This is a genomic window from Pantoea piersonii, assembly GCF_003612015.1.
GTDB lineage: Bacteria > Pseudomonadota > Gammaproteobacteria > Enterobacterales > Enterobacteriaceae > Pantoea > Pantoea piersonii.
Map to the genome: position 1 here is coordinate 206,982 of NZ_RARB01000001.1, position 20,368 is coordinate 227,349.

At 57.4% G+C, this 20,368-nt stretch carries 20 protein-coding genes and 1 other RNA gene; 13 read left to right on the plus strand and 8 right to left on the minus strand.

What is annotated here, in order from left to right; genetic code table 11:
• The first annotated feature begins 23 nt into the window (after window positions 1-23).
• The 5 genes from lon (at window position 24) to D7S44_RS01000 (ending at window position 5,947) form a co-directional block, all read left to right on the plus strand.
• Window positions 24-2,378 carry an endopeptidase La gene (gene lon, locus D7S44_RS00980; RefSeq protein ID WP_120451290.1) on the plus strand — a complete coding sequence of 785 codons (2,355 nt, stop codon included), beginning with the start codon at window positions 24-26 and terminating at the stop codon, window positions 2,376-2,378.
• 214 nt (window positions 2,379-2,592) lie between these two features.
• Window positions 2,593-2,868, plus strand: coding sequence for a nucleoid-associated protein HU-beta (hupB, locus tag D7S44_RS00985; RefSeq protein WP_120451291.1), 276 nt, complete (start codon window positions 2,593-2,595; stop codon window positions 2,866-2,868).
• Between the two features lie 246 nt (window positions 2,869-3,114).
• Window positions 3,115-4,983 (plus strand): peptidylprolyl isomerase, encoded by a 1,869-nt coding sequence (gene ppiD / locus D7S44_RS00990; RefSeq protein ID WP_120451292.1) that lies wholly within the window; start codon window positions 3,115-3,117, stop codon window positions 4,981-4,983.
• Window positions 4,984-5,122: 139 nt separating this feature from the next.
• A complete protein-coding gene (locus D7S44_RS00995) occupies window positions 5,123-5,446 on the plus strand; it encodes a ComEA family DNA-binding protein (RefSeq protein ID WP_120451293.1) in 324 nt (107 codons plus the stop codon).
• A gap of 102 nt (window positions 5,447-5,548) precedes the next feature.
• Window positions 5,549-5,947 (plus strand): YbgC/FadM family acyl-CoA thioesterase, encoded by a 399-nt coding sequence (locus tag D7S44_RS01000; RefSeq protein ID WP_120451294.1) that lies wholly within the window; start codon window positions 5,549-5,551, stop codon window positions 5,945-5,947.
• A gap of 21 nt (window positions 5,948-5,968) precedes the next feature.
• Here D7S44_RS01000 and queC read toward each other — a convergent pair whose 3' ends face one another.
• Both queC and D7S44_RS01010 read right to left on the minus strand, forming a co-directional pair.
• The gene (queC, locus tag D7S44_RS01005) at window positions 5,969-6,664 is read right to left on the minus strand and encodes a 7-cyano-7-deazaguanine synthase QueC (protein WP_120451295.1); all 696 of its coding nucleotides are present in this window, start codon (window positions 6,662-6,664) and stop codon (window positions 5,969-5,971) included.
• 74 nt (window positions 6,665-6,738) lie between these two features.
• Window positions 6,739-8,421 (minus strand): SgrR family transcriptional regulator, encoded by a 1,683-nt coding sequence (locus D7S44_RS01010; protein WP_120451296.1) that lies wholly within the window; start codon window positions 8,419-8,421, stop codon window positions 6,739-6,741.
• Window positions 8,422-8,513: 92 nt separating this feature from the next.
• Between D7S44_RS01010 and cof the strand changes: the two genes are divergently transcribed.
• Window positions 8,514-9,335, plus strand: a complete 822-nt coding sequence (gene cof / locus D7S44_RS01015; RefSeq protein ID WP_120451297.1) for an HMP-PP phosphatase — start codon at window positions 8,514-8,516, stop codon at window positions 9,333-9,335.
• A gap of 34 nt (window positions 9,336-9,369) precedes the next feature.
• On the opposite strand, the gene D7S44_RS01020 is transcribed toward cof, so the two are convergent.
• Window positions 9,370-10,401, minus strand: coding sequence for a PLP-dependent cysteine synthase family protein (locus tag D7S44_RS01020; protein ID WP_218834573.1), 1,032 nt, complete (start codon window positions 10,399-10,401; stop codon window positions 9,370-9,372).
• Window positions 10,402-10,516: 115 nt separating this feature from the next.
• Between D7S44_RS01020 and D7S44_RS01025 the strand changes: the two genes are divergently transcribed.
• The 5 genes from D7S44_RS01025 (at window position 10,517) to amtB (ending at window position 16,461) form a co-directional block, all read left to right on the plus strand.
• A complete protein-coding gene (locus D7S44_RS01025) occupies window positions 10,517-10,978 on the plus strand; it encodes an Lrp/AsnC family transcriptional regulator (protein WP_120451298.1) in 462 nt (153 codons plus the stop codon).
• 23 nt (window positions 10,979-11,001) lie between these two features.
• Window positions 11,002-12,777, plus strand: a complete 1,776-nt coding sequence (locus D7S44_RS01030; RefSeq protein WP_120451299.1) for a SmdA family multidrug ABC transporter permease/ATP-binding protein — start codon at window positions 11,002-11,004, stop codon at window positions 12,775-12,777.
• Entirely contained in the window at window positions 12,764-14,539 is a 1,776-nt protein-coding gene (locus D7S44_RS01035; protein ID WP_120451300.1) for a SmdB family multidrug efflux ABC transporter permease/ATP-binding protein, read from the plus strand. Before D7S44_RS01030 ends, D7S44_RS01035 begins: the two co-directional genes overlap by 14 nt.
• A gap of 257 nt (window positions 14,540-14,796) precedes the next feature.
• A complete protein-coding gene (glnK, locus tag D7S44_RS01040; protein WP_033752690.1) occupies window positions 14,797-15,135 on the plus strand; it encodes a P-II family nitrogen regulator in 339 nt (112 codons plus the stop codon).
• Window positions 15,136-15,168: 33 nt separating this feature from the next.
• Window positions 15,169-16,461, plus strand: coding sequence for an ammonium transporter AmtB (gene amtB, locus D7S44_RS01045; protein WP_120451301.1), 1,293 nt, complete (start codon window positions 15,169-15,171; stop codon window positions 16,459-16,461).
• A gap of 118 nt (window positions 16,462-16,579) precedes the next feature.
• Here the strand turns inward: amtB and tesB are convergent, their stop codons facing one another.
• Window positions 16,580-17,443, minus strand: coding sequence for an acyl-CoA thioesterase II (tesB, locus tag D7S44_RS01050; protein ID WP_120451302.1), 864 nt, complete (start codon window positions 17,441-17,443; stop codon window positions 16,580-16,582).
• 189 nt (window positions 17,444-17,632) lie between these two features.
• On the opposite strand from tesB, the gene D7S44_RS01055 reads away from it, so the two are divergent.
• Window positions 17,633-18,190, plus strand: a complete 558-nt coding sequence (locus tag D7S44_RS01055; protein WP_120451303.1) for a YbaY family lipoprotein — start codon at window positions 17,633-17,635, stop codon at window positions 18,188-18,190.
• Window positions 18,191-18,222: 32 nt separating this feature from the next.
• On the opposite strand, the gene D7S44_RS01060 is transcribed toward D7S44_RS01055, so the two are convergent.
• Window positions 18,223-18,534 (minus strand): MGMT family protein, encoded by a 312-nt coding sequence (locus tag D7S44_RS01060; RefSeq protein ID WP_120451304.1) that lies wholly within the window; start codon window positions 18,532-18,534, stop codon window positions 18,223-18,225.
• A 165-nt stretch (window positions 18,535-18,699) separates the two neighbouring features.
• Here D7S44_RS01060 and ffs point away from each other — a divergent pair.
• An RNA gene (ffs, locus tag D7S44_RS01065) (signal recognition particle sRNA small type) lies at window positions 18,700-18,796 on the plus strand.
• Between the two features lie 124 nt (window positions 18,797-18,920).
• Here ffs and D7S44_RS01070 read toward each other — a convergent pair.
• The 3 genes from D7S44_RS01070 to D7S44_RS01080 all read right to left on the minus strand — a co-directional run bounded on the left by D7S44_RS01070 (window position 18,921) and on the right by D7S44_RS01080 (window position 20,042).
• Window positions 18,921-19,139, minus strand: a complete 219-nt coding sequence (locus tag D7S44_RS01070) for an HHA domain-containing protein (RefSeq protein ID WP_120451305.1) — start codon at window positions 19,137-19,139, stop codon at window positions 18,921-18,923.
• 23 nt (window positions 19,140-19,162) lie between these two features.
• Window positions 19,163-19,540 (minus strand): Hha toxicity modulator TomB, encoded by a 378-nt coding sequence (gene tomB, locus D7S44_RS01075; protein WP_120451306.1) that lies wholly within the window; start codon window positions 19,538-19,540, stop codon window positions 19,163-19,165.
• A 148-nt stretch (window positions 19,541-19,688) separates the two neighbouring features.
• Window positions 19,689-20,042 (minus strand): hypothetical protein, encoded by a 354-nt coding sequence (locus tag D7S44_RS01080; RefSeq protein WP_120451307.1) that lies wholly within the window; start codon window positions 20,040-20,042, stop codon window positions 19,689-19,691.
• Window positions 20,043-20,368: the final 326 nt, after the last annotated feature.

Here is a 20,368-nt window from a genome sequence, read left to right on the forward strand (position 1 = left end):
GACACTAACTAAGAGAGAGCTCTATGAATCCTGAGCGTTCTGAACGCATTGAAATCCCCGTGTTGCCATTGCGCGACGTGGTGGTTTATCCGCACATGGTAATTCCGTTGTTTGTTGGTCGGGAAAAATCGATTCGTTGCCTCGAAGCGGCGATGGATCATGACAAGAAGATCATGCTGGTTGCCCAGAAAGAGGCGTCAACGGATGAACCTGGCATTAACGATCTCTTCTCTGTAGGGACCGTAGCCTCTGTATTGCAGATGCTGAAACTCCCTGACGGCACCGTCAAAGTTTTAGTAGAAGGCCTGCAGCGCGCGCATATCACTACCCTGGCGGATAATGGTGACCATTTTACCGCGCAGGCGGAATACCTGATCTCGCCGGAAATCGAAGAGCGCGAACAGGAAGTGCTGGTACGTACGGCGATCAATCAGTTTGAAGGCTATATCAAGCTGAACAAGAAGATCCCGCCGGAAGTGCTGACCTCGCTGAACAATATCGACGATGCGGCGCGTCTGGCCGACACCGTTGCTGCGCATATGCCACTGAAATTAGCCGATAAGCAGTCAGTGCTGGAGATGTCGGACGTGAACGAACGTCTGGAATATCTGATGGCGATGATGGAGTCGGAAATCGATCTGCTGCAGGTTGAGAAACGCATTCGCAACCGCGTTAAAAAGCAGATGGAGAAGAGCCAGCGCGAATATTATCTGAATGAGCAGATGAAGGCGATTCAGAAAGAGCTGGGCGAAATGGACGACGTGCCGGATGAGTACGAAGCCCTGAAGCGCAAAATCGACGCGGCGAAAATGCCGGCCGAAGCGCGTGAAAAAGCCGAAGCCGAGCTGCAGAAATTAAAAATGATGTCGCCGATGTCCGCCGAAGCGACGGTAGTACGCGGCTATATCGACTGGATGGTTCAGGTACCCTGGAACGCGCGCAGCAAGGTCAAGAAAGACCTGCGCAAAGCCCAGGAGACACTGGACACCGACCACTACGGTCTGGAGCGTGTTAAAGACCGCATCCTTGAATATCTCGCCGTACAGAGCCGCGTCAGCAAAATCAAAGGCCCGATCCTCTGTCTGGTGGGACCGCCGGGCGTGGGTAAAACCTCGCTGGGTCAGTCTATCGCTAAGGCGACCGGCCGTAAGTATGTGCGTATGGCGCTGGGCGGCGTGCGTGACGAAGCGGAAATTCGCGGGCACCGTCGGACTTATATCGGCTCTATGCCGGGCAAACTGATCCAGAAAATGGCGAAGGTCGGCGTGAAGAACCCGCTGTTCCTGCTGGATGAGATCGACAAGATGTCATCCGACATGCGCGGCGATCCCGCTTCCGCACTGCTGGAAGTGCTCGATCCCGAGCAGAACATCGCCTTTAACGATCACTACCTCGAAGTGGATTACGATCTCTCCGACGTGATGTTCGTCGCGACCTCTAACTCCATGAACATTCCGGCACCGCTGCTGGATCGTATGGAGGTAATCCGCCTCTCTGGCTATACCGAGGATGAGAAACTCAATATCGCTAAGCAGCATCTGTTGCCGAAGCAGATTGAGCGTAACGCCCTGAAAGAGAACGAAATCACGGTCGAAGACAGCGCGATCATCGGCATTATCCGCTACTACACCCGCGAAGCGGGCGTGCGTAGCCTGGAGCGCGAACTGTCGAAGCTGTGCCGTAAAGCGGTAAAAGCGCTGCTGCTGAATAAAGAGCAGAAGCACATCACCATCAACGGCGACAACCTGAAGGATTACCTGGGCGTCCAGCGTTTCGACTATGGCCGCGCCGACAGCGAAAACCGCGTTGGTCAGGTGACTGGCCTGGCCTGGACGGAAGTGGGCGGCGATCTGCTGACCATCGAAACCGCCTGCGTGCCGGGTAAAGGCAAGCTGACCTATACCGGCTCGCTCGGCGAAGTCATGCAGGAGTCGATTCAGGCGGCGCTGACCGTGGTGCGCGCGCGCGCTGAGAAGCTGGGCATCAACGGCGATTTCTACGAGAAGCGTGACATCCACGTTCACGTGCCGGAAGGCGCGACGCCGAAGGATGGCCCGAGCGCCGGTATCGCGATGTGTACCGCACTGGTTTCCTGTCTGACCGGCAACCCGGTGCGTTCCGACGTGGCGATGACCGGCGAGATCACGCTGCGCGGTCAGGTGCTGCCGATCGGCGGGCTGAAAGAGAAGCTGCTGGCGGCCCATCGCGGCGGCATTAAAGTGGTGCTGATCCCGGACGATAATAAACGCGATCTGGAAGAAATTCCGGCTAACGTTATTGCCGATCTGGAGATCCATCCGGTGAAGCGTATCGAAGAAGTATTAGGTCTTGCGCTGGAAAACGCCCCGTACGGCATGCAGGTTGCTACCGCAAAATAGTGATTAGCGACATAAAGCATTAAAAAGCGAAGCTGGCAGGCCAATGAGCGCTTGCCAGCTTTTTTTAGTGCCGTTAATTTAGGGGGCTGCGGAAACAGCGATTAAGATGAATTCCGTTGTTTCGGCTCAACAGGCTTGATATAACGTGCTGCGCATTCGTATCCGGCAGGACGCGCGGATGTGAAGTGAAATAATAAAAGAGGGGATGAAGAGAGTGAATAAGTCACAGTTGATCGACAAAATTGCTGCAGACGCTGACATTTCTAAAGCAGCAGCGGGACGTGTTTTGGAAGCATTCACCAGTTCTGTTTCCGACGCGCTGAAAGGCGGCGACGAAGTGGCTCTGGTAGGCTTTGGCACTTTCTCCGTACGCGAACGTGCCGCACGTACCGGCCGTAACCCGCAAACCGGCAAAGAGATCACCATTGCCGCAGGCAAAGTGCCGGGCTTCCGCGCCGGTAAAGCGCTGAAAGACGCTGTCAACGCATGACAACGCACCCGTCCGCAGAAGCATTTTCTTCCGTGGACTAGAGGACGGTTCATGCGTTCTCATGTAACATACGGGCACATCAAATTTGATGTGCCTTTTTTATTCGGATCCGGGGATAAATCGCTGTAAGACTTGTCTCTACAGGAGTAAAGCTGCCAGGCTAAACGGCAGTTGCGTAACGGCCTTTATCCGACAGGCGTTGCGCCCGAGATTTACATCCACACTACAGCGGAGCGTTGTCATACCATGATGGACAATTTACGCGCGGCGTCGAATCATGTCGTGCTCAAGGTTATTTTGGGGTTGATTATTCTCTCCTTCGTGCTGACCGGCGTTGGCAACTACCTTATCGGCGGCGGCAGCGATTATGCCGCTAAAGTCAACGGACAGGAAATCAGCCGCGCGCAGTTAGATCAGGCGTTCAACAGCGAGCGCAGCCGCCAGCAGCAAATGCTGGGCGATCAGTTCTCTCAGCTTGCTGGCAACGACGGTTTCATGCAGCAGATGCGTCAGCAGGCGCTGTCGCAGCTGGTAGACCAGGCGCTGCTCGATCAGTACATCAACGATCTCCATATTAATATCAGCGACGATCAGGTGAAGCAGGCGATCTTCGCGCAGCAGGCGTTTCAGACCAACGGCAAATTCGATAACGCCAAATATAACGGCCTGCTCAGCAGCATGGGCTTTACCGCCGATCGCTATGCGGAAGCGCTGCGCAAGCAGCTGGCGACCCAGCAGCTGATCAATGCCGTCGCGAATACCGACTTTATGCTGAAAAATGAAACCAGCAAGCTGGTCGACCTGGTATCGCAGAAGCGCGACATTCGTCAGGCGACAATCGACGTCAATGCGCTGGCGACAAAGCAAACCGCGACCGACGACGAAGTTTCGCAGTACTACCAGCAGCATAAAAACAACTTTATGGCGCCGGAGCAGTTTCGCGTCAGCTATATCAAAATGGATGCCGCCAGCATGCAGACGAACGTCAGCGATGCGGACATTCAGAGCTGGTACGATCAACATAAAGCGGACTACACCCAGCCGCAGCGCAATCGCTACAGCGTCATCCAGACCAAAACCGAAGCGGACGCCAGTGCCGTGCTGGAACAGCTGAAGGGCGGCGCGGACTTTGCCGCGCTGGCGAAAAGCAAATCGATCGATCCTATCTCCGCGCGCAAAGGCGGCGATATGGGCTGGCTGGAGCCTGCCACGACGCCGGATGAGCTGAAAAATGCCGGTCTGACGCAAAAAGGGCAGCTTTCCGGCGTGATTAAATCGTCGGTCGGCTTCCTGGTGGTGCGCCTGGACGATATCCAGCCGGAGCAGATCAAGCCGCTGGCTGAGGTGCGCGACGCCGTGGCCAGTAAAGCGAAACAGGAGAAAGCGGTCGACGCCTTCTACCAGCAGCAGCAGAAGGTGAGCGAAGCAGCGAGCAACGACAATGAGTCTCTTGCTGGCGCTGCGCAGGCTTCAGGTCTGAAAGTGGTTGAAACCGGCTGGTTCAGCCACGACAGCGTGCCGCAGGAGCTGAACTTCGACGCGGTGAAAAACGCCGTGTTTAACGGCGGCCTGCTCGGCCAGAATGGCGCGCCCGGCAATAACTCCGACGTTATTACCGTGGATGGCGATCGTGCATTCGTGCTGCGCATTAGCGAGCACAAGCCTGAGGCGATCAAACCGCTGGAAGAGGTCAAAGCGCAAATCGCCGACACGCTGAAGCATGATAAAGCCGAACAGCAGGCGAAAGCCCAGGCGGATAAGCTGCTGGCCGATCTCAAGGCGGGCAAGCAGGACGCGCTTAGCGCGGCCGGGCTGACGCTGAGCGCCAGCAAAACCGTCGATCGCAACAGTCAGGATCCGGTAGCGCAGACCGCCTTTAATCTGCCGCAGCCCGTTGACGGTAAAACCTCATGGGGCGTCAGCGAAGATATGCAGGGCAATGTCGTGCTGGTGGCGCTGGATAAGGTCAGCAGCGGCACGCTGCCGCAGGAGCAGGTCGATGAAATGGTCAGGGGCGTAACGCAGAACAACGCGCAGCTGGCATTCGAAGCGCTGCTCGCTAACCTGCGTAAAGAGGCAAAAATCAAATACGGCGCCGCTGCGCAAATGCAGTAACGCTCGCAAAAATTTGTTTTGCAGTGAAAATCAAAAAGGCCGCTTGCGCGGCCTTTTCCATAGGTAGATTTTGCCTTTTGCGGCTTTCCCGCCTCTCTGTCACGCTCTCCCTGCTGTTAAACACAAGGAGAAACAGAGCATGTCTAAATCAACGTTGTCAGCACTTTACTTAACCTTAGCGCTTGGCGGCGCCCTTTATCATCCCGGCCTGGCGGCGGCGGAAACCGCAACCGAAACGCCGGTCGCGCAGACGGCCGGACCGCAGATCGAGCAAATCAGCATTAACGACGCGACAGCCGAACAGCTGTCGGCGGCGATGAATGGCGTGGGGCTGAAAAAGGCGCAGGCGATCGTCAGCTACCGCGAGCAGTACGGCCCCTTTACCGCTATTGAACAGTTAAAAGAGGTGCCGGGCATTGGCAATGCGCTAATCGAACGGAACGCTGAACGGCTGAAACTGTGAGCTGAGGCGCAACCCTGACGCTTTTGCCGCACTGCAAAAGGAGTTTTGCTACGCTAAAGAGGTCATACCAGTTTAGCCCTTTTGCGACAGGAGATGTCAGGCATGCAGACCACTATTAAAGTTCGCGGCTACCACCTTGATGTGTATCAGCACGTCAACAACGCGCGCTATCTGGAGTTTCTCGAAGAGGCGCGCTGGCAGTGGCTCGAGGAGGCCGGCGCGTTTAACTGGCTGCAAGAGCAGCAGCTGGCGTTCGTAGTCGTGAACATTAATATCAACTACCGTCGCCCGGCCGTGCTGGGCGACGTTCTGGCTATTCACAGTGAAATCACGCAGCTGAACGGCAAAAGCGGCATTATCACCCAGCGCGTGACGCTGGAGGGCAGCGAGACTCTGGTGGCGGATGCGGCGCTTACCTTTGTCTGCATCGATCTGCGCACGCAGAAAGCGGTAGCGCTGGAGAGCGAGCTGCGCGCGCGGCTGGAGGCTTTCTCAGCCTGATTAACCGTGCGGCGCGCAGACTCAGGCTAAACCGCTTTTGCTTTTCATTGCCGCCATCACGCCGTCGCGGTCGGCGAGATAGTCGTTCAGACCGCGAGCACGCAAATGGCAGGCGGCGCATTCGCCGCAACCGTCGCCCTTAACGCCGTTATAGCAGGTCAGCGTCTCTTCACGGACCAGCGTCAGGCTTTGCCAGTAATCAGCCAGCGCCCAGGTCTCGGCTTTGTTAAGCCACATCAGCGGGGTCTCGAAACGCACCTCGCGCGCCATGCCCAGCGCGACCGCATGGTTCAGCGCTTTGACAAACTCATCGCGGCAGTCGGGATAGCCGGAGAAATCGGTTTCGCACACGCCGGTAATGACGGCTTCCGCCTCTACCTGATACGCGTAAACCGAGGCGAGCGTCAGGAACAGAATATTGCGTCCCGGCACAAAGGTGCTTGGCAGGCCGCTGGCGGCGGGATCGTAAGAGGGGACCGGAATATTATCGCGGGTCAGGCTGCTCACCGCCAGCTCGTTCAGCAGAGTGACGTCGAGCACTTTATGGGCGCGCGCGCCCAGCTTCAGTGCCAGCGCGCGGGCAACGTCGATCTCTTCGCGATGACGCTGACCATAGTCGAACGTGACGCAGTGCACTTCATCATACTGCTGCAACGCCTGAATCAGGCAGGTAGTGGAGTCTTGTCCACCGCTAAACACGACTACGGCTCGTTTCATTATATTGTCCTGGTCGAAAATTTTGCGCCTATGGTAATAACTCTCCGGGCCGCTGAACAGCCTGAAACGATACTTCACATCGCCAGCGGCGGGGGAACCCAGGCGCGGCTGAAATCGAACCATCCGAGCGTATTAAGCTGAATGCCCTCTACGCCAGGCGGCGCGAAGATTTGATAGCGGTAGTTGAACAGCGGCAGCAACAGACCGTCGCACATCAGGCGATGGTAAAGCTGGTGCAGCGCGTCGCTGCGCGCATCGCCGTCGTCCAGCTGCTGTATCGACAAGAGTTCCTGACGAAGGCGGCTGCTGGTGGCTGCGGGCCACAGCCGGTCGAGTTCCAGCCAGCTCGCCAGGGTAAAGATCGGCGCGTCGCCAATCAGCCGATCGCCCATAACCAGATCGGCCTGCTCCAGATCCTCAAAGCGTCGCCAGCTTTTGACGTTGTGAAAGATAATAGTCAGCTCACAGCCTTCCGCCAGCAACAGCTGACGCAGCGCCTGCGCCATCTCATGCAGCTCCACCGGCAGCTGGTAGTGCAGGGTCAGACGCGGCGGCAGATCCGGCGCTTCATCTTCAACAGGCGGCACCGGCCAGCCCGGCAGCAGCTCTTTGCTTGGCGTAATCAGTCCCTCTTCCAGCGGCAGCTGCGCAACGATGCCGCTTTGCTGCAGCAGACGGAACAGACGACGCGCCTGTGCCGGGCTGAAGCCTGCGCGCGGACGACAGGCAAGATAACAAAAGCCCAGGCTAATGCTGCGGCTGACCGGACGCAGCGATGCCAGATCCGCCGCGTCGCCAATAGCGATCTGCACCGGATGACGACAGCTGGTGCCTAGCGCGCGATCGAACAGCGTCGGCGTAATCCAGTATTCCACCGCCTGCATCAGCGGCAACTGCAGGTGCCAGCGCGCGTGGCTCTCAATACGCACCAGCTCCGGCGTAAAGTGCGCCAGCTTCCAGGGGCCGCTGCCAAGGCGCGGCTGCTGCGGATGCGGTAGCAGGCAGAGCTGATGCGCCAGCCGGTAGGGCAGCCAGTAATCGCTGCTGCTCAGCTGAAAACGCAGCGCCAGCGGGTGCGGCGCGTCTACGCTTTCAACGTCCGCCAGCAGACGCCGCGCGCGCTCGTCCTGCAGGATGCGCTGAAACTGCTCGACCAGCTGCGCGGCCTGGAGTGGCTCATCGTTATGCCAGAACAGCCGAGGACGCAGCCAGAAGAGCCAGACGCGGCCCTCATCGGCGTGCTGCCAGTGATGGGCCAGATCGCCTACCGGTTCATCCGCTTCAAAACGCGTCACGCCGGAAAAGAGCTGGCGCGCCAGATGCTGCTCGGCGCGTCCGCTGATTTGCAGCGGCGCGACCGATTCCAGCGGGCGGTAGTAGGGGATGCGCAGCACCGGCGCGTCGTTTTGCCACTGACCACCCATCAGCGGACGCAGCAGGTTCATCAGCCGCTCCGGCGCCATATCCAGCACCTGCAGCGCTTCTGCGGCGTTGCCCGCCTGCAATTGCGACTGCAACAGCTGCTGTCGCAGCTGCTCCGGCGTGCGCAGAAAGGTCAGTAAGCCAAGCTTGCCGCGCCCTGATTCGCCCTGCCAGCGCAGCCAGCCTGCATGCTGCCACTGCGACAGCAGGGTGCGCAGATGACGATCGCTACAAAAGCAGCGGCTGGCCATCTCGGCCACGCAGGTTTGCTGGGGCGAGCCCTGGCTGTGCTGCCACAGGCGCTGGAACTGGTTGAGGCGATTAAGCTGGCGCATAAGAAACCCGGAACAGTTTTCGCAAAGTATTCACTATTAGTTCCGGGATTGCCAGGCGATAGTCTCTTCTGACTTATTAACGGGAGAGAGCCATGGCGCGACTAGCCGCATTCGATATGGACGGCACGCTGCTGCTGCCCAGCCACCAGCTGGGTCAGCAGACGCTCGCCAGTCTGCTGGCGCTACATCAGCGTGACGTGCATCTGGCGTTCGCCACCGGACGACATCTGCTGGAGATGCAGATCCTGCGCCAGCGCATCACGCTGCCCGCATGGCTGATTACCGGCAACGGCACGCGCGTTCACGATCTGGAGGGTAACGTGCTGTTTGCCAGCGATCTCTCGCCGTCAGTGGCGGAAGAGGTGCTCCACAGCCGCTGGAAGAGCGCTGCGACGGTACACGTTTTTAATGATAAGGGCTGGTTTACCGACGTGCCTGTGCCGGAGCTGCTGCAGGCGCACTCCATGAGCGGCTTTAGCTATCAGCTGCGCGACCTGAAAAGCTTTCCCGCCCATGAAGTCACCAAGATTTGCTTCGTCGATAGTCACGATGCGCTTTGCCAGCTGAAAACGCAGCTGGATGCGGCGTTCGGCGACCGTGCGCATATCTGTTTTTCGGCGCTGGATTGTCTGGAGGTCTTGCCGCTCAACTGCAACAAAGGCAGTGCGCTGGCGATGTTATGCCAGCATCTCTCGCTGACGCTGGCGGAGTGCATGGCCTTTGGCGACGCCATGAACGACCGCGAAATGCTGTCGCTGGTAGGGAAAGGTTTTGTTATGGGCAACGCCATGAGTCAGCTCAAGTCCGCGCTGCCCCATTTGCCGGTTATCGGCCATTGCGAGACACAGGCGGTGTCTCACTATTTAAATCACTGGATGGCCACGCCGCACCTCGCGTATTCCCCCGAATGCTGAGGATTACAGTGAAGCGGACAGGAAGTCCGCTATTTTATTCCAGCTCGCGCTGCCAGCCGCTGATATCGCCAAACTGCCGCGCGACCCAGCTTTCATCGTAGTAGCTATCGGGATAGCGTTCGCCGCTGTCACACATCAGCGTCACCAGCGCGCCCTGTTCGCCTTTCGCACGCATCCGTTTCGCCACCTGCATCATGCCCCAGAAGTTGGTACCGGTTGAGGCGCCAGGCTTGCGGCCAATAATCTGCGCCAGCTTCAGCATTGCCGCCAGCGTCGCGCCGTCAGGCACTTTCATCATTTCGTCAATCACGTCCGGCATAAAAGAGGGCTCGACGCGCGGGCGGCCGATGCCTTCAATCTGGCTGCCGCGTGCGCTGCGCAGCGCCGCATCACGGCTGTGCCAGTAATCAAAGAATACCGAATGCTCGGGATCGACCACCAGCAGTTGAGTGGCAAAACCCTGATAGCGGATATAGCGCCCCAGCGTCGCCGAGGTGCCGCCGGTTCCTGCGCCCATAATAAGCGTGTGCGGCACCGGAAAGGGCTCGAGCGCCATCTGACGGAAAATACTTTCGGCGATGTTATTATTGCCGCGCCAGTCGGTGGCGCGTTCGGCGTAGGTGAACTGATCCATAAAATGGCCGTTCAGCTCGCGCGCCAGCTGTGTTGACGCGCTGTAAAGCTCGCAGGGATCGGTGACAAAATGACACTGACCGCCGTAGAACGCGATCTGTTCAATTTTGCGCTTCGCGGTGCTCGCCGGCATCACGGCGATAAAGGGCAGGCCGAGCAGCTGGGCGAAATAGGCCTCCGACACCGCCGTGCTGCCGGATGAGGCCTCAATCACCGGCCTGTTCTCTTTAATCCAGCCGTTCGCCAGCCCATAGAGAAACAGCGAGCGCGCCAGGCGATGTTTCAGGCTGCCGCTGGGATGGGTGCTCTCATCTTTCAGATAGAACGCGATGCCGGGATAATCCGCCAGGCGAAAGCGAATCAGGTGGGTTTCGGCGGAGCGTTGAAAATCCGCGTTGATCTCATTAATGGCGTGGCGAGTCCAGTTACTCATGATGCTAGTCCGGCAAAAAAGATGCGCTGATTGTAAGGCACGGGCAGGAAAAAGAGTTGGCTTTATTCCGGCTATAATGGCACCAATGGAGAAAAATATTCTCCCGGAGAGGCAAATGTTAGATAAAACTGACCGCCATTTACTGGATCTGCTACAGCGGGACTGCACGCTGTCGCTGCAGGCGCTGGCGGACGCCGTCAACCTCACCACCACGCCGTGCTGGAAGCGACTGAAAAAGCTGGAGGATGACGGTATTATCCGCGCGCGCGTCGCGCTGCTGGATGCGGAGAAGCTCGGCCTGTCGCTGACGGCCTTTATGTTTGTAAAAACGCAGCAGCACAGCCGCGAATGGTATCAGCGCTTCGTCACGGCGGTGCAGGAGATGCCTGAAGTGCTGGCGTTCTACCGTACGGCGGGCGAATACGACTACCTGCTGCGTATTCAGGTGGCGGATATGAAACGTTACGACGAATTTTACAAGCGTCTGGTTAACAGCGTGCCGGGCCTGATTGACGTCACCTCCAGCTTCGCCATGGAGGAGATTAAATACACCACGGCGTTACCCGTTGCCCCCTGAGGCAAAAGAAAGAGAAGAGCGTAGTGCGATTATTCAGCCAGTTAAGTTGGTATTTTATTCGCGAGTGGCGACGCTATCTGGGCGCGGTCACTCTTCTGATTATCATCGCTATCCTGCAGCTGCTGCCGCCGCATCTGGTAGGCGTTATCGTCGATGGCGTTACGCATAGCAGCATGAGCGCGCGCACCATTATGATGTGGATCGGCGTGATGCTGGTTACCGCCGTGGCGACCTATCTGCTGCGCTATGTCTGGCGCGTGCTGTTGTTCGGCGCCTCCTATCAGCTTGCCGTCGAACTGCGCGAAGATTTTTACCGTCAGCTCAGCCGCCAGCACCCGGCTTTTTATCTGCGCCATCGCACCGGCGATCTTATCGCGCGCGCCACTAATGATGTGGATCGCGTGGTATTCGCCGCCGGCGAAGGGGTGCTGACGCTGGTGGATTCGCTGGTAATGGGCTGCGTGGTGCTGCTGGTGATGAGCCTGCAGATTAGCTGGCAGCTGACGCTGCTGTCGCTGGTGCCGATGCCGATCATGGCGCTGTTTATCCATCGTTACGGCAACCAGCTGCACGACCGTTTTAAGCTGGCGCAGGCGGCCTTTTCCAGCCTTAACGATCAGACGCAGGAGAGCCTGACCAGCATCCGTATGATTAAGGCTTTTGGCCTGGAGTCGCACCAGTCCGAGCAGTTTTCCGCGATTGCCCGCGATACCGGCGAGAAAAACCTGCGCGTGGCGCGCGTCGACGCCCGCTTCGACCCTACGATCTATATCGCAATCGGCTTCTCGAACCTGCTGGCGATCGGCGGCGGCAGCTGGATGGTATGGCACGATCGGCTGACGCTTGGTCAGCTTACCAGCTTTGTTATGTATCTTGGCCTGATGATCTGGCCGATGCTGGCGCTGGCGTGGATGTTCAATATCGTCGAGCGCGGCAGCGCCGCCTGGAGCCGCATCGGCGCGCTGCTGGCGGAAGCGCCCGCGGTGGAAGATGGCGAGCAGGTTCCGCCTGCGAACCCTGGCGTACTAAAGGCGGCGATCCGCGAGTTTCGCTATCCGGCCAGCGTCGCGCCGGTGCTGCGCAACCTCAGCTTTGAGCTGAAGCCTGGCCAGATGCTCGGCCTGTGCGGCCCGACCGGCAGCGGAAAAAGCACGCTGCTCAGCCTGTTGCAACGCCATTTCGATATTGAACAGGGTGAGATCCGCTATCACAACATTCCGCTGCCGCAGCTGCGCATCGATAGCTGGCGCAGCCGCCTGGCGGTGGTCAGCCAGACGCCGTTCCTCTTCTCTGACAGCGTGGCGAGCAATATCGCGCTGGGCAGGCCCGACGCCAGTCAGGAAGAGATCGAGCGCGCAGCGCAGCTGGCCTGCGTGCACGAGGATATTTTGCGTCTGCCGCAGGGGTATGACACTGAAGTGGGCGAGCGCGGCGTAATGCTTTCCGGCGGCCAGAAGCAGCGTATCTCTATTGCGCGCGCGCTGTTGCTCGACGCGGAGATCCTGATCCTCGACGATGCCCTGTCGGCGGTCGATGGCCGCACCGAACATGACATCCTGCATAACCTGCGCCGCTGGGGACAGGGCCGCACCCTGATCATCAGCGCGCATCGTCTGTCGGCGCTGGCGGAGGCGAGCGAAATTCTGGTGCTGCAACAGGGCGTGGTCGCCCAGCGCGGGGATCACGATGCGCTGGCGGCGCAGCCGGGATGGTATCGCGATATGTATCGCTATCAGCAGCTTGAGGCGGCGCTGGATGAGGATGAATCAGCAAAAGGAGCGCCCGATGGCGAAGTCTAAACGCTTATGGCCGACGCTGAAGCGGCTGCTCGCCTATGGCAAACCATGGCGCCGGTCGCTGGGCCTCGCGGTCGGCATGCTCTGGATCGCCGCCGCGGCCGAGGTGACCGGACCTGTGCTGGTCAGCTATTTTATCGACAACCTGGTGGCGAAACACCGGATGCCCTGGGGCATCGTCGCCGGGCTGGTAGTGAGCTTTATTTTGCTGCAGCTGCTGGCGGCGGGACTGCACTATTTTCAGGCTTTGCTGTTTAACCGCGCGGCGATCGGCGTGGTGCAGCGGCTGCGCAGCGACGTTATGGACGCGGCGCTGCGTCAGCCGCTCAGCGCCTTCGATACCCAGCCGGTCGGGCAGATTATTTCACGCGTTACCAACGACACCGAGGTGATTAAAGATCTCTACGTCACGGTGGTGGCGACAGTGTTGCGCGGCGCGGCGCTGATCGGCGCGATGATGGTGGCGATGTTCAGCCTTGACTGGCGCATGGCGCTGGTGGCGATGGTGATCTTTCCGCTGGTGCTGACGGTGATGTTGATTTATCAGCGCTACAGCACGCCGATTGCGCGCCGCGTACGCAGCTATCTGGCGGATATCAACAACGGTTTTAACGAAGTGATCAACGGCATGAGCGTGATCCAACAGTTTCGTCAGCAGGCGCGCTTCGGCGAGCGTATGAACGAAGCCAGTCGTTCGCACTATCTGGCGCGTATGCAGACGCTGCGGCTGGACGGTTTTCTGCTGCGCCCGCTGCTTAGCCTCTTTTCCGCGCTGATCCTTTGCGGTCTGCTGATGCTGTTCAGCTTCTCCTCGCCGGGCATATTTGAGGTCGGCGTGCTCTATGCCTTTATCACCTACCTTGGTCGTCTCAACGAACCGCTGATCGAACTGACGACGCAGCAGTCGATGCTGCAGCAGGCGATGGTGTCGGGCGAACGCATTTTCGAGCTGATGGACGCGACGCAGCAGCATTACGGCGATGACGATCGCCCGCTGAGTTCAGGACGTATCTCGCTGCGTCACCTGAGCTTCGCCTATCGCGGCGATCGTGACGTGCTGAGCGATATCAATCTTGACGTGCCAGCGCGCAGTTTCGTCGCGCTGGTAGGGCATACCGGCAGCGGAAAAAGCACCCTCGCCAGCCTTTTAATGGGCTATTACCCGGCGACACGCGGCGAAATAAGGCTGGACGATCGTCCCGTCAGCCAGCTCAGCCATCGGACTCTGCGTCGCGGCATTGCCATGGTGCAGCAGGATCCTGTGGTGCTGGCGGACAGTTTGCTGGCTAACGTGCGCCTCGGCCGCGATATCAGTGAAGAGGCGGTCTGGCAGGTACTGGAACAGGTGCAGCTCGCCTCGCTGGCGCGCGATATGCCTGACGGCATTCATACGCGTTTAGGCGAGCAGGGGAACAATCTGTCGGTGGGACAGAAGCAACTGCTGGCGCTGGCGCGCGTGCTGGTAGAGATGCCGCAGATCCTCATCCTCGACGAGGCGACCGCCAATATCGACTCCGGCACCGAACAGGCGATTCAGCAGACCCTGCGCGCGTTGCGTCAGCACACCACGCTGGTGGTCATCGCCCATCGTCTGTCGACCATTACCGAGGCCGATACCATTCTGGTGCTGCATCGCGGTCAGGTGGTGGAGCAGGGCGATCACGCCGGGCTGCTGGCGCGTCAGGGGCGATACTGGCAAATGTATCAGCTGCAGCAGGCGGGCGATGAACTGGTGTCGGGCACAGCCGTCGCCTCCGTCGAGTAAATTGCACCTTTTTTGCGCGCATTTATCAGAATGTTCCGTATCGCTGCACTTCTTTGAGGCCCGAAGCACCAAAGAAGTGCAGCCCTGTCGTTATCTCGTTTCGCTTTTCTCTCCCGGTCCTTTTTTCCTGCCACGTTAAGCCATACTGCGCTGCATTCAGGGCGCACCGCGCACGCTTTTTCATTCCTGGCACAGCCTTTGCTTCTGTCTCTGCACGTCTGAGGCGACTCACTTGTCTACTACCCGGAGGGGATGTAATGAAGCTGGTTACCGTAGTCATCAAACCATTCAAACTGGAGGATGTGCGCGAAGCGCTCTCCTCTATCGGCATTCAGGGGCTGACCGTTTCTGAGGTTAAAGGATTTGGCCGTCAGAAAGGCCATGCAGAGCTCTATCGCGGCGCTGAATACAGCGTGAACTTTCTGCCCAAGGTCAAGATTGATGTCGCTATTGCCGACGACCAGCTCGACGAAGTGGTGGATGTGATCAGCAAGGCGGCTTACACCGGCAAGATCGGTGACGGCAAAATTTTTGTCGCTGAGCTTCAGCGCGTTATTCGTATTCGCACCGGTGAAACCGACGAAGCAGCGCTCTGATTTCGGCTACGTAATCTGATGGGATGGAAAAAAATGAATAAAGCACTGACCTTGTTGGGCCTCATCAGCCTGGCCCTGTTACCCTCGCTGGCGATGGCTGCGCCCGCGCCGGCGGTTGCGGATAAGGCCGACAACGCATTTATGATGATTTGCACCGCACTGGTGCTGTTTATGACGGTTCCAGGGATCGCACTCTTTTACGGCGGCCTGATCCGCGGCAAAAACGTTCTCTCTATGCTGACGCAGGTCGCGGTGACCTTTGCGTTAGTCTGCGTGCTGTGGATTGTGTATGGCTATTCGCTGGCGTTCAGCGAAGGCAACGCCTTTTTCGGCAGCTTCCAGTGGGCGATGCTGAAAAACATCGAGCTGAAGGCGGTGATGGGCACCTTCTATCAGTATATCCACGTCGCATTCCAGGCGTCGTTCGCCTGTATTACCGTGGGGCTGATCGTCGGCGCTATCGCCGAGCGTATTCGCTTCTCCGCCGTGCTGATTTTTGTCGGCGTCTGGGTCACTCTGGCTTATCTGCCGATTGCACATATGGTCTGGGCGGGCGGTTTCCTGGCGCAGGATGGCGCGCTGGACTTCGCAGGCGGTACGGTCGTGCATATTAACGCCGCTATTGCCGGACTGGTGGGCGCCTATCTGGTAGGCAAGCGCGCGGGCTTCGGCAAAGAGGCGTTTAAACCGCATAACCTGCCGATGGTCTTCACCGGTACGGCGATCCTTTACGTGGGCTGGTTTGGCTTTAACGCCGGTTCGGCCTCTGCCGCTAACGAGATCGCCGCGCTGGCTTTTCTGAACACCGTAGTAGCGACCGCAGGCGCGGTGCTCTCCTGGACCTTCGGCGAGTGGGCCGTACGCGGCAAACCGTCGCTGCTGGGCGCCTGTTCAGGTTTTATCGCCGGTCTGGTCGCCATTACCCCAGCCTGTGGCTATGTAGGCGTCGGCGGGGCGTTGATTATCGGCCTGGTGGGCGGTCTGGCTGGGCTGTGGGGCGTAACCTCGCTGAAGAAAATGCTGCGCGTGGACGATCCCTGTGACGTCTTCGGCGTGCACGGCGTGTGCGGCATTATTGGCTGTATTCTGACCGGCGTATTCACCTCCTCTTCGCTGGGCGGCGTCGGTTATGCGGAAGGGGTCACCATGGGACATCAGGTATGGGTGCAGCTCTACAGCGTCGCCATTACTATCGTCTGGTCTGCGGTGGTCGCCTTTATCGGCTTTAAGCTGGCAGATATGATCGTGGGTCTGCGCGTGCCGGAAGAGCAGGAGCGCGAAGGTCTCGATGTGAACAGCCACGGCGAGAACGCTTACAACCAGTAAGCCGGGGCAAAGAAGAGCAGTGCACAACCTACTATAACGCGACAAGGGGCGACTATTCGCCCCTTATTTTTTGCCCGTCGCCGGGCCAGCCCGCTGCGTTTTTCAGCGCCCGGATAAGTTATTCGCTGCGCTGGCGCATCACCCCTTCCTGCACGGTGGAGGCGACCAGCACCCCCTGTTGGTTATAGAACTCGCCGCGCACAAAACCGCGTGCGCCGGAGGCGGAGGTGCTTACCACGCTGTAGAGTAGCCAGTCGCTGAAGTTAAACGGGCGGTGAAACCACATCGAGTGATCGATAGTGGCGACCTGCATATCTGGCTCAAGGAAGCCCTTGCCGTGCGGCTGAAGCGCCACCGGCAGGAAATTTAAATCGGAGGCGTAGCCCAGCAGATACTGATGGATGCGCAGATCGCCAGGCAAGCCGCCGTTGGCGCGGATCCAGACCTGGCGCACCGGCTCGTCGACGCGGCCTTTGAGCGGATTGTGAATCTGTACCGGGCGTATCTCCAGCGGTCGCTCGGCGATGAATTTTTCACGCACCTTTTCCGGCAGCAGATGCGCCATCTTTTGCGCCAGATCCTGTTCCGATGCCAGCGTTTCGGGGCCGGGCACCGCAGGCATCTCATTCTGATGCTCGAAACCGCTCTCCGGCGCCTGGAAAGAGGCGGTCATATAGAATATAGGCTGGCCGTTCTGAATCGCACTGACGCGCCGCGCGCTGAAGCTTTTGCCGTCGCGCAGCGTTTCCACATCGTAAATAATGCTTTTCTTGCTGTCGCCCGGTCGTAAGAAGTAGCTGTGGAAAGAGTGAATGATGCGCTCTTCCGGCACCGTCTGTTTCGCCGCGTAGAGCGCCTGGCCGACGACCTGACCGCCAAAGACCTGACGCAGTCCTAAGTCTTCGCTCTGGCCGCGATAGAGGCCCTCTTCCAGCTTTTCCAGATTTAATAAATTCAGCAGATTTTCCAGCGCCTGGCTCATAGTGCAATCCTCACAAAGTTAACCGGCTCAGTGTGAAAGATCCGACCAGTTAACGTCAATCAAAGAGTGCATCAGGCACCGACAGGAAATATCTGGATTTTATGCCAGGATTAACCCTATAAGGCGAATGAAATCCCAGTCGATAAATTCGCAGCCGATAATCATAGTGATCAGATGGAGACGACATCAATGAAACTCTGGCAAGTGGTAAGTGGTATTACGTTAATTGCAGCCGCCGCAGGTTGTGCCGATCACAGCAAATCTGTACCGGTGCCGACGCTGGGCGCAAGCGCAGCAGGACAGCAGGCAGCGATTGCGCAGCCAAACGTGAGCGGTTCAGTCTATATTCGTCAGCGCGTCGCGCTACCGCCTGACGCGGTGTTGACGGTTACGCTCTCCGATGCGTCAATGGCGAACGCGCCATCGAAAGTGCTTTCGCAGCGCGCCGTACACACGCAGGGCAAGCAGGCGCCGTTCCATTTCGTGCTGCCGTTTAATCCTGCTGACATTCAGCCCAACGCGCGTATTTTGCTGAGTGCGGCCATCACTATTGACGGCAAGCTGGCGTTTATTACCGATTCCGTTAAGCCAGTAATTAACCAGGGCGGAACCAAAGCGGAACTGCTGCTGGTGCCGGTACCGCAAACGGCGCTGCCTACACAGCCCGGCGCGGCCACTACGGTGCCGTCAACCTCTCCGACGCAGGTGACCCCATCTTCTTCTGTACCTGCGCCGACCAGCCTGTAATCTGATGAGAGCGGGGCGTTATAGCCCCGCTGTCAGGGCCGCCAGCGATACTGTTCCAGCGCGATACGCCCGTCATCGCTTATCTCAATGCCTTCGGCCGCCAGCGCATCGCGCTGTCGTAGCAGATCGTCGCCCTGTAAAGAAATAGCGCCGTGGCGGTTAATCACGCGATGCCATGGCAGCTGCGTGCCTTGCGGTAAACGACGCAATACGCCGCCCACCTGGCGCGCAGCGCGTGGAGAACCCGCCAGCCGGGCGATATCGCCATAGGTAGCGACTTTTCCTTGCGGAATAGCGGCGACAATATGCCATATGCGCTGCTGAAAACTCTCTTGCGGATCCATAACCTCGTTCCGGTAGGCGTAAAGACCTACTTTAGCATAGCGGCGCGGCGTCAGGCGGCACCCATTGTTCAAGAAAACAACGGTCATCCGGACGGCGCTTGCAATTGCCGGGGGCTTCCCTGATAATGCCCCCGCCTTCGAAAGAGGGCTTATCAATGGAGGCTCTGTTGGTCCTCCCGCAATGCTAACTTGTGAACTCGGTCAGGTCCGGAAGGAAGCAGCCGCAGCAGGCGACGCGTGTGCCGGGATGTGGCTGGCAGAGCCTCCACCACTTTCTCCCCTCGAAAAATCTTCATACGTCTCTTATAACCGCCACTCCATGGCCAGTTACAGATTTATTCAGAAAAAGGGATAGGTTGTAGCAAAGAGAAAGGAAAAACAGTGTGTTAACGCACGAACTTCCATACTGAGCCAGGGACTTTGTCGTAAAGCTTATTCATCGTCAGTTCAGCCAGACGATGATCGGCGGCAGAGTAGAATACCGCCAGTTCATCATCGGATAATTCATACTTATTCTTTTCAATCACGCGTTCAAGCGTATCGATCGAGCGGCAACGTCTCAGCCGCATCAAATAATCAGTTTTAGTCAGAGTTTTATCGTTCATAAATAAACCGGTCTCATGTTTACCTAAATGGAGTGGCTGGGTTGCTGAAGGTAAGCGCACTCTTCGCTAAAAAGATTAAATAAGCGCCGGGCGGAACGCTGCCACCGATTCAGATCTTGCGCATTGATACCGTAATTAGTGAATAACATAAAGGTATCGTCAAGATAGTCGTCGATTTGCGTTATCAGATCTTCATCTTCAGCATGCTTTATTTTGTAATTCATCGTGAAAGAAGCAATGTGCTCAATCAAATCATTAAGCTGTAAATTGTTCTCTGAAGTCGGGTCGTTAACCCAGCCGTGATGGCTGTCGGTTAGCGTCGCCATACTTTCATCAAACAGGTTCTCACACAGGAATTTAAGCTGGGCAATATCATGCCGTTTCGGTGAGTACTCGTCCATCTTTTTCCCCTCCATAGCTTGCACAGATACCGCAATGCGGCGAGTTAAGGTTAAGCGGCCAGGAAGCGATTATGAATAGCGGTCAGAGCTAGGGTTACATTAAATATAAATCACAATCATTAGTTTTGCTCACCTCAATTACCAAATATTACAATTCGTCAGCGGGTGAGGGTTGCTGGTTCTCAATCAGCTCAAACTCAAGTCTGCCGGGAAAAACATGAAACAGAACCTGTTCTTCCCTGGTAAAAGTCTCATTTAAATCCAGGCAAGGACTAAATATATGTCCATCGAATTGATAAAGCATTTTAAAACGATTGCTGGCTAACTTTTCAACAGACTTTATTTTAAAACTCTCAGGAACTAACTGAGCGTGTGGTGAATACCATTGCAGATCGCCTGCCAGGGGTTGCGCTATTTTGGGAATATTCCGTTGGATAAACGCCTTTAATTCTGGGACGTCTGGGTTATCCGGGTTGATATTGCTTTCAAGCTGCAGTGACATAACGTTTACCGGTTCAGTAGAGTGATAAACCGATCATTAGGCTTGTGCAACCTCTTTGCAACTCATCTGTTAACGACAAAACCTATTGTTATTATTCGTAAAGCTTTTTTCCTCATTGAATCAGATAAATGGCGGGACGTATCGTCAGGCCGCCAGCGAATACTGATACCTTTTGAAACATATTCCTCACGCGCGACAGCAGAAAGATACGATAGAGTAACGTTATGTTATAACATAATGAGTTAATGATGAGTCAGAGTGGAATGCTGCTTTCGCTGGCAGGAAGATTAGCCATCGCGTTGGGGATTATCGTCCTGCTGGCGCTG

Excerpts from the sequence above, each read along its gene's own strand:
- D7S44_RS01070 (WP_120451305.1), bottom strand. The coding sequence starts at position 19,139 with ATGAACGATAAAACTCTGACTAAAACTGATTATTTGATGCGGCTGAGA.
- D7S44_RS01080 (WP_120451307.1), bottom strand. The coding sequence starts at position 20,042 with ATGTCACTGCAGCTTGAAAGCAATATCAACCCGGATAACCCAGACGTC.
- D7S44_RS01010 (WP_120451296.1), bottom strand. The coding sequence starts at position 8,421 with ATGCGCCAGCTTAATCGCCTCAACCAGTTCCAGCGCCTGTGGCAGCAC.
- D7S44_RS01000 (WP_120451294.1), top strand. The coding sequence starts at position 5,549 with ATGCAGACCACTATTAAAGTTCGCGGCTACCACCTTGATGTGTATCAG.
- tomB (WP_120451306.1), bottom strand. The coding sequence starts at position 19,540 with ATGGACGAGTACTCACCGAAACGGCATGATATTGCCCAGCTTAAATTC.
- D7S44_RS01025 (WP_120451298.1), top strand. The coding sequence starts at position 10,517 with ATGTTAGATAAAACTGACCGCCATTTACTGGATCTGCTACAGCGGGAC.
- D7S44_RS01035 (WP_120451300.1), top strand. The coding sequence starts at position 12,764 with ATGGCGAAGTCTAAACGCTTATGGCCGACGCTGAAGCGGCTGCTCGCC.
- lon (WP_120451290.1), top strand. The coding sequence starts at position 24 with ATGAATCCTGAGCGTTCTGAACGCATTGAAATCCCCGTGTTGCCATTG.
- D7S44_RS01055 (WP_120451303.1), top strand. The coding sequence starts at position 17,633 with ATGAAACTCTGGCAAGTGGTAAGTGGTATTACGTTAATTGCAGCCGCC.
- amtB (WP_120451301.1), top strand. The coding sequence starts at position 15,169 with ATGAATAAAGCACTGACCTTGTTGGGCCTCATCAGCCTGGCCCTGTTA.
- glnK (WP_033752690.1), top strand. The coding sequence starts at position 14,797 with ATGAAGCTGGTTACCGTAGTCATCAAACCATTCAAACTGGAGGATGTG.
- cof (WP_120451297.1), top strand. The coding sequence starts at position 8,514 with ATGGCGCGACTAGCCGCATTCGATATGGACGGCACGCTGCTGCTGCCC.
- tesB (WP_120451302.1), bottom strand. The coding sequence starts at position 17,443 with ATGAGCCAGGCGCTGGAAAATCTGCTGAATTTATTAAATCTGGAAAAG.
- ppiD (WP_120451292.1), top strand. The coding sequence starts at position 3,115 with ATGATGGACAATTTACGCGCGGCGTCGAATCATGTCGTGCTCAAGGTT.
- queC (WP_120451295.1), bottom strand. The coding sequence starts at position 6,664 with ATGAAACGAGCCGTAGTCGTGTTTAGCGGTGGACAAGACTCCACTACC.
- D7S44_RS00995 (WP_120451293.1), top strand. The coding sequence starts at position 5,123 with ATGTCTAAATCAACGTTGTCAGCACTTTACTTAACCTTAGCGCTTGGC.
- D7S44_RS01020 (WP_218834573.1), bottom strand. The coding sequence starts at position 10,401 with ATGAGTAACTGGACTCGCCACGCCATTAATGAGATCAACGCGGATTTT.
- D7S44_RS01060 (WP_120451304.1), bottom strand. The coding sequence starts at position 18,534 with ATGGATCCGCAAGAGAGTTTTCAGCAGCGCATATGGCATATTGTCGCC.